Annotated in this window: 5 protein-coding genes; 4 read left to right on the top strand and 1 reads right to left on the bottom strand. The window is 69.8% G+C overall.

The window, feature by feature from the left end; genetic code table 11:
- On the bottom strand, positions 1-2711 hold a 2711-nt coding region (aceE, locus tag H5J30_RS13520), incomplete at its 3' end, for a pyruvate dehydrogenase (acetyl-transferring), homodimeric type (RefSeq protein ID WP_181787680.1).
- Between the two features lie 371 nt (positions 2712-3082).
- Between aceE and H5J30_RS13515 the strand changes: the two genes are divergently transcribed.
- The 4 genes from H5J30_RS13515 (at position 3083) to H5J30_RS13500 (ending at position 6466) form a co-directional block, all read left to right on the top strand.
- Positions 3083-3523 (top strand): DUF3052 domain-containing protein, encoded by a 441-nt coding sequence (locus H5J30_RS13515; RefSeq protein ID WP_181787679.1) that lies wholly within the window; start codon positions 3083-3085, stop codon positions 3521-3523.
- 180 nt (positions 3524-3703) lie between these two features.
- Complete coding sequence (locus H5J30_RS13510) at positions 3704-4189, top strand: peroxiredoxin (protein WP_181787678.1); 486 nt, start codon at positions 3704-3706, stop codon at positions 4187-4189.
- A 297-nt stretch (positions 4190-4486) separates the two neighbouring features.
- Positions 4487-5641 carry a DUF475 domain-containing protein gene (locus H5J30_RS13505; protein ID WP_181787677.1) on the top strand — a complete coding sequence of 385 codons (1155 nt, stop codon included), beginning with the start codon at positions 4487-4489 and terminating at the stop codon, positions 5639-5641.
- Positions 5642-5731: 90 nt separating this feature from the next.
- Positions 5732-6466 carry a TerD family protein gene (locus H5J30_RS13500; RefSeq protein ID WP_037749445.1) on the top strand — a complete coding sequence of 245 codons (735 nt, stop codon included), beginning with the start codon at positions 5732-5734 and terminating at the stop codon, positions 6464-6466.
- The last annotated feature ends 149 nt before the right edge of the window (positions 6467-6615 follow it).

Here is a 6615-nt window from a genome sequence, read left to right as displayed (position 1 = left end):
GCGACGTCGAGGAGCTGGTACCGGTCGATCGCCTGCTTCAGCACCGAGCGGTCCAGCTTCCCCTCCTTCGCCAGCTCGGTGAGCACCCCCACCACGATCGACTGCGCGTCGATGTGGAAGAACCGCCGCGCCCCGCCGCGGGTGTCGGCGAAGCCGAAGCCGTCCGCGCCCAGCGACTGGTACGTGCCCGGTACCCACCGCGCGATCTGGTCGGGTACGGACCGCATCCAGTCCGACACCGCCACGAACGGGCCCTCGGACCCCGCGAGCTTCCGCGTCACCCACGGCACCCGCTGCTCCTCCTCCGGGTGCAGCAGGTTGTGCCGCTCGGTCTCGACGGCCTCGCGGCGCAGCTCGTTCCACGAGGTGGCCGACCACACGTCGGCCCGTACGTCCCACTCCTCGGCCAGGATCCGCTGGGCCTCCAGCGCCCACGGCACGGCCACGCCGGACGCCATGATCTGCGCCGGGATCTGCCCCGCCGTCGCCGGCGCCAGCTTGTGGATGCCCTTGACGATGCCCTCGGCGTCGACGTTCTCCGGCTCGGCCGGGTGGACGATCGGCTCGTTGTACACGGTCAGGTAGTAGAAGACGTCCTCGCCGTGCGGGTGTTCCGGCGAGGAGCCGTACATCCGCCGCAGGCCGTCCTGCACGATGTGGGCGATCTCGAAGCCGAACGCCGGGTCGTACGCCACGGCCGCCGGGTTCGTCGACGCCAGCAGCTGGGAGTGACCGTCGGCGTGCTGGAGGCCCTCGCCGGTGAGGGTGGTGCGGCCGGCGGTGGCGCCGATGACGAAGCCGCGCCCGAGCTGGTCGGCCATCGCCCAGAACTGGTCGCCGGTGCGCTGGAAGCCGAACATCGAGTAGAAGACGTAGACCGGGATCAGCGGCTCGCCGTGGGTGGCGTACGCGGTGCCGGCGGCGGTCAGCGCGGCCGTACAGCCGGCCTCGGAGATGCCGTCGTGCAGGAGCTGGCCGGTGGACGACTCCTTGTAGGCGAGGAGCAGCTCGCGGTCCACGGACTCGTACGTCTGGCCCAGCGGGTTGTAGATCTTGGCGCTCGGGAAGAAGGAGTCCATGCCGAACGTGCGGTACTCGTCGGGCGCGATCGGCACGAAGCGCTTGCCGATCTCCTTGTCCCGCATCAGGTCCTTGAGCAGCCGGACGAACGCCATCGTGGTGGCGATCGCCTGGGTGCCGGAGCCCTTCTTGACGGCCGCGTAGGTCTTGTCGTCCGGCAGCTTCAGCGGCTGGGAGCGCACCACGCGCGTCGGCACGTACCCGCCGAGGGCCTGCCGGCGGTCGTGCATGTACTGGATCTCCTCGGAGTCCCGGCCCGGGTGGTAGTACGGCGGGAGGCCGTCCTGGAGGTCCTTGTCCGGGATGGGGAGGTGCAGCCGGTCGCGGAAGCGCTTGAGGTCCTCGACCGTGAGCTTCTTCATCTGGTGCGTGGCGTTGCGGCCCTCGAAGTTCGGGCCGAGGGTCCAGCCCTTGATCGTCTGGGCGAGGATGACGGTGGGCTGGCCCTTGTGCGCCACGGCGGCCTCGAAGGCGGCGTAGACCTTGCGGTGGTCGTGGCCGCCGCGGCCGAGGTGGAGCAGCTGGTCGTCGGTCATCTCCTCGACCATGCGGCGCAGCCGCAGGTCGTCGCCGAAGAAGTGCTCGCGGATGTACGCGCCGGATTCGGTGGCGTACGTCTGGAACTGGCCGTCGGGCGTCGTGTTCAGCTTGTTGACCAGGGCGCCGTCGCGGTCCTGCGCCAGCAGCGGGTCCCAGGAGCGGTCCCAGACGAGCTTGATCACGTTCCAGCCGGCGCCGCGGAAGTACGACTCCAGCTCCTGGATGATCTTCCCGTTGCCGCGCACCGGGCCGTCGAGCCGCTGGAGGTTGCAGTTCACGACGAAGGTGAGGTTGTCCAGGCCCTCGCGGGCGGGCAGCGACAGCTGGCCCAGCGACTCCGGCTCGTCCATCTCGCCGTCGCCGAGGAAGGCCCACACGTGCGAGTTCGAGGTGTCGGCGATGCCCCGGGCCTGCATGTACCGGTTCATCCGCGCCTGGTGGATGGCGCCGAGCGGGCCGAGGCCCATGGAGACGGTCGGGAACTCCCAGAAGTCCGGCATGTTCCGCGGGTGCGGGTAGCTCGACAGGCCGTGGGGCGCCTTGGAGTGCTCCTGCCGGAAGCCGTCGAGCTGCGCTTCGCTCAGGCGGTCGAGGAGGAACGCGCGGGCGTAGATGCCGGGCGAGGCGTGGCCCTGGAAGAAGACCTGGTCACCGCCGTCGCCGCGGTCCTTGCCGCGGAAGAAGTGGTTGAAGCCCACGTCGTAGAGGGACGCGGAGGAGGCGAAGGTGGCGATGTGGCCGCCGACGCCGATGCCGGGGCGCTGGGCCCGGGAGACCATCACCGCCGCGTTCCAGCGGGTCGCGTTGAGGACCTTCCGCTCGATCTCCTCGTTGCCGGGGAAGAACGGCTCGTCCTTGGTGGCGATGGTGTTGACGTAGTCCGTGCTGCGCATCTCGGGTACGGCCACACGCTTCTCGCGGGCGCGTTCGATGAGGCGGAGCATGAGATAGCGGGCCCGTTCCCGGCCGCGCTCGTCGACCGCCGCGTCAAGCGAGTCGAGCCACTCCTGGGTCTCCTCGGGATCGAAATCCGGGACCTGGCTGGGAAGGCCGCCAATGATGATCGGGTTGCGATCGGATCCGGAAGCCACGCTGCCCCTTTGCTGTACGTATCGGTAATCGGACTGCTCGCGGATGAGAGGTCTCGCGCTGATTCCCATCGTCTACCGCGGTTGCGGCCACGTCATCTCTACTGTTTGGTAACCCTGCATTCCCTCCACCGAGGTTCCACCGGGACGGCCGTGGAGGGGGCGTACAGGCTGATCGCCAGCGTACCCGCAGGCAACGCGCGGGACTGCGCCCCCTGGTCCAGGGGTGCCCTCCATAGGGCGGGATCGGCCGCCGGGTACTTGCGCGATTCGCCCGGCACGTGTGGACTACGCCCATCGCCTCGCGTGCGCGCGGGTGTGATGCTGATTTCGGAGACATCGGAAGACACAGGCACACGAGCAGGAGGCAATCCGTGAGCGCGACCGCGGACCACGCGGAGGAGCGGACCAACCCCGCCACCAGGCTGGGTTTCCAGGCCGGAGAGGTGGTCCAGGAGATCGGTTACGACGACGACACCGATCAGGAGCTTCGCGAGGCCATCGAATCGATCACCGGGCAGAACCTCGTGGACGAGGACTACGACGACGTCGCGGACGCCGTCGTGCTCTGGTTCCGCGACGAGGACGGCGATCTGACGGATGCGCTGGTGGACGCCACCACCATGATCGACGAAGGCGCCCCGGTCTGGCTCATGACGCCCAAGACCGGCCGTGACGGCTACGTCGAGCCCAGCGACATCGGCGAGGCGGCGCAGACCGCAGGTCTGGCCCAGACCAAGAGCATCAACGCGGGCAAGGACTGGAGCGGCAGCCGCCTGGTCACCCCGAAGGGGGCCCGCTCGACCAAGCGCTGACACGCCCTTCACCGGGACTGCTCGGACGGTCCCGCCGGGGCTGCCCGGGCGGTCCCGGGACCACCGCGCGGCCGGGTCCCGGCGGGCGCGACGGGATCCCGGCGGGGAGCGGAGCACGCCCCCGCCGTACGCTCGTGACCCGGTACGGGTTCGGCCGGCCGACAGGACCGGAGGTCAGGGATGGCACTGGACGGGATCGAGGCCCTCGCGCCCGGCGCCGAGGCGCCGGACTTCGCGCTGCGCAACGAGCACGGGGAGACCGTGCGGCTCTCGGACTTCCGCGGCGAGAGGGCGGTCGTCCTCCTCTTCTTCCCGTACGCCTTCACCGGCGTCTGCACGGGCGAGCTGTGCGCGCTGCGCGACCGGCTGCCCGCCTTCGTCAACGACGAGGTCCAGCTCCTGGCCGTCTCCTGCGACACGCCCTTCGCCCTGCGCGTCTTCGCAGACCGGGAGGGCTTCGGCTACCCGCTGCTCAGCGACTTCTGGCCGCACGGCGCCACCGCGCGCGCGTACGGCGTCCTCGACGAGCAGAAGGGCTGCGCGGTCCGTGGCACGTTCATCATCGACACCGCGGGCACGGTCCGCTGGACGGTCGTCAACGACCTGCCCGACGCCCGCGACATCGACGAGTACGTCACCGCGCTGAAGGACCTCGCCGCGGCCTGACGTCCCCGGCGGCCCCCGGTTGGCGGCCCCGGTCGGCGGCCCCGGCCGCGCGGGACGATGTTCGTTCGGGTGTTCGGCAGGGTGGGCCCGCGGGGCCGATTCCCGCACTATCCGGCAGCGGTGCGGCTCCTGACGCTTCCGGACCCGGGAAGTGTCGGGGCTTGACACCGCCGGGGAAGATGGGGGCACGACGTACGTGCCGGGTCCGGGTGAACCGTGCGGGTACGGTGACGAAAGCCCGGTGCCGTGCAGCGCCGCGGAGACGGACGGACACACGATGAGAATGGACGACTGCCAGTGGTGCTGAAAACCTTCGGCTGGTCTTTCGCGGTGACCGCCGCGGGCCTCGCCTGTGCCGCGATCTTCTGGGGGTGGGAGGCGTTCGTCCTGGTGGCGATGCTCTCCATCCTGGAGATCTCGCTCTCCTTCGACAACGCGGTCGTCAACGCCGGCGTGCTGAAGAAGATGAACGCCTTCTGGCAGAAGATCTTCCTCACCATCGGCATCCTCATCGCCGTCTTCGGTATGCGCCTGGTCTTCCCCGTGGCGATCGTCGCGATCACCGCCAAGGTCGGGCCGATCGAGGCCGTCGACCTGGCCCTGGACGACCCCGACCGCTACGAGCAACTGGTCACCGACGCGCATCCGTCGATCGCCGCGTTCGGCGGGATGTTCCTGCTGATGATCTTCCTTGAGTTCCTCTTCGCCGAGCGGGAGCACAAGTGGATCCCGTTCATCGAGAAGCCGCTCTCGAAGGTCGGCCGGATCGACGCGATCTCCGTGTGCATCGCCCTGATCGTGCTGCTGACCACCGCGATGACGATCGCGACCAGTGCGATCCAGCACGGCGGCGGGCATGCGGACAAATCCGGGACGGTCATGTCCGCCGGCATCGCCGGCCTCATCACGTACCTCATCGTCGGCGGGCTGTCCGGGCACTTCGAGAACAAGCTCGAAGAGGAGGAGGAACGGGAGCACGAGGCGGAGGAGGCGGCCAAGCGCTCCGGCAAGGAGCCGACCGCCGTGGGGCTCGCGGGCAGGGCCGCGTTCTTCATGTTCCTCTACCTGGAGGTGCTGGACGCCTCGTTCTCCTTCGACGGCGTCATCGGCGCCTTCGCCATCACCAACCACATCTTCTGGATGGCGCTGGGCCTGGGCATCGGCGCGATGTACGTGCGGTCCCTGACGGTCTACCTGGTCCGGCAGGGCACCCTCGACGACTACGTGTACCTGGAGCACGGCGCGCACTACGCGATCGGCGCGCTGGCGACCATCCTGCTGATCACCATCAAGTGGCACATCCACGAGGTCATCACCGGCAGCATCGGGGTCGCCCTCATCGCCCTCTCCTTCTACTCCTCCGTCCGCCGCAACCGGCGCATCGCGCAGGAAGGCGGCGGGGGAGGGGGAGACGACGAACCGGCCGAAAAGGAGCTTCCCTCCCGCGTGTAGGTTCCGCGCGGTCCGAGATGCGGAAGGATTCCCCTCGGGGCCGGTCGTCCGGCCGGTCCCGAGGGGTTTTCTCATGCCTGGGGGTGCGGGGTGTCGTTCTGGGGCAACTGGCGGCGGGAGGGGGTGCCGCAGTTCGACAGCGCGGGCGCGTCGTACTCGGTGCAGCTCACCAAGCGCAAGCCGCTGCTCTCGCTGACCAAGCAGGGATCCGACACCGGCAACCTGCGCATCAACCTCTCCTGGCGCATGCGCACCTCCGACCTCGGCGGCCGCACCCGCAGGAGCGGCGGGACGCTGCTGCACCCCGCGAAGCTCTTCCGGCCCGAGGTGGTGCAGGCGCAGGGCCCGGCGGTGGTCAACGTCGACCTCGACCTGGCGTGCATGTACGAACTGGCGGACGGTACGCGGGGCGTGGTGCAGCCCCTCGGCAACCTCCTCGGCGACATCAACGACGCGCCGTACATCAAGCTCAGCGGTGACGACCGGTTCGGCTCGGGCTCCGGCGAGACGGTGTACGTCAACCTCGACCACAAGGACGCCTTCCGGCGGCTGCTGGTCTTCGTCTACATCTACGACGGCACGCCCGCCTTCGACCGCACCCAGGCGGTCGTCACGCTCTACCCGTCCAGCGGCCCGCGGGTGGAGATCGCGCTCGACGAGCGGGCGCCGGAGGCGCGCTCGTGCGCGGTGCTGCTGATCGAGAACAAGAAGGGCGAGCTGACGGTGCGGCGCGAGGTGCGGTACGTCTACGGGTTCCAGTCGGAGCTGGACCGGCTCTACGGCTGGGGGCTGGTGTGGGGGCGGGGCTTCAAGTCCAAGACGTGAGCCCGCGGGCGGCGGTCAGCGGCCGATGAACTGGGGCCCCTGCGGCGGGAGGGTGAACGCCGGAGGGTAGCCGTACGCGATGGGGGGCGCGGGCTGCGGCTGCGGGGCCGCGGGCTGCTGGGCGGCCTGGGGCTGGGCGGCCTGGGGCT

The organism is Streptomyces phytophilus (genome assembly GCF_013870535.1).
In the GTDB taxonomy this organism is placed as follows: Bacteria; Actinomycetota; Actinomycetes; order Streptomycetales; family Streptomycetaceae; genus Streptomyces; species Streptomyces phytophilus.
This window is presented reverse-complemented; position numbering and strand designations above follow the sequence as displayed.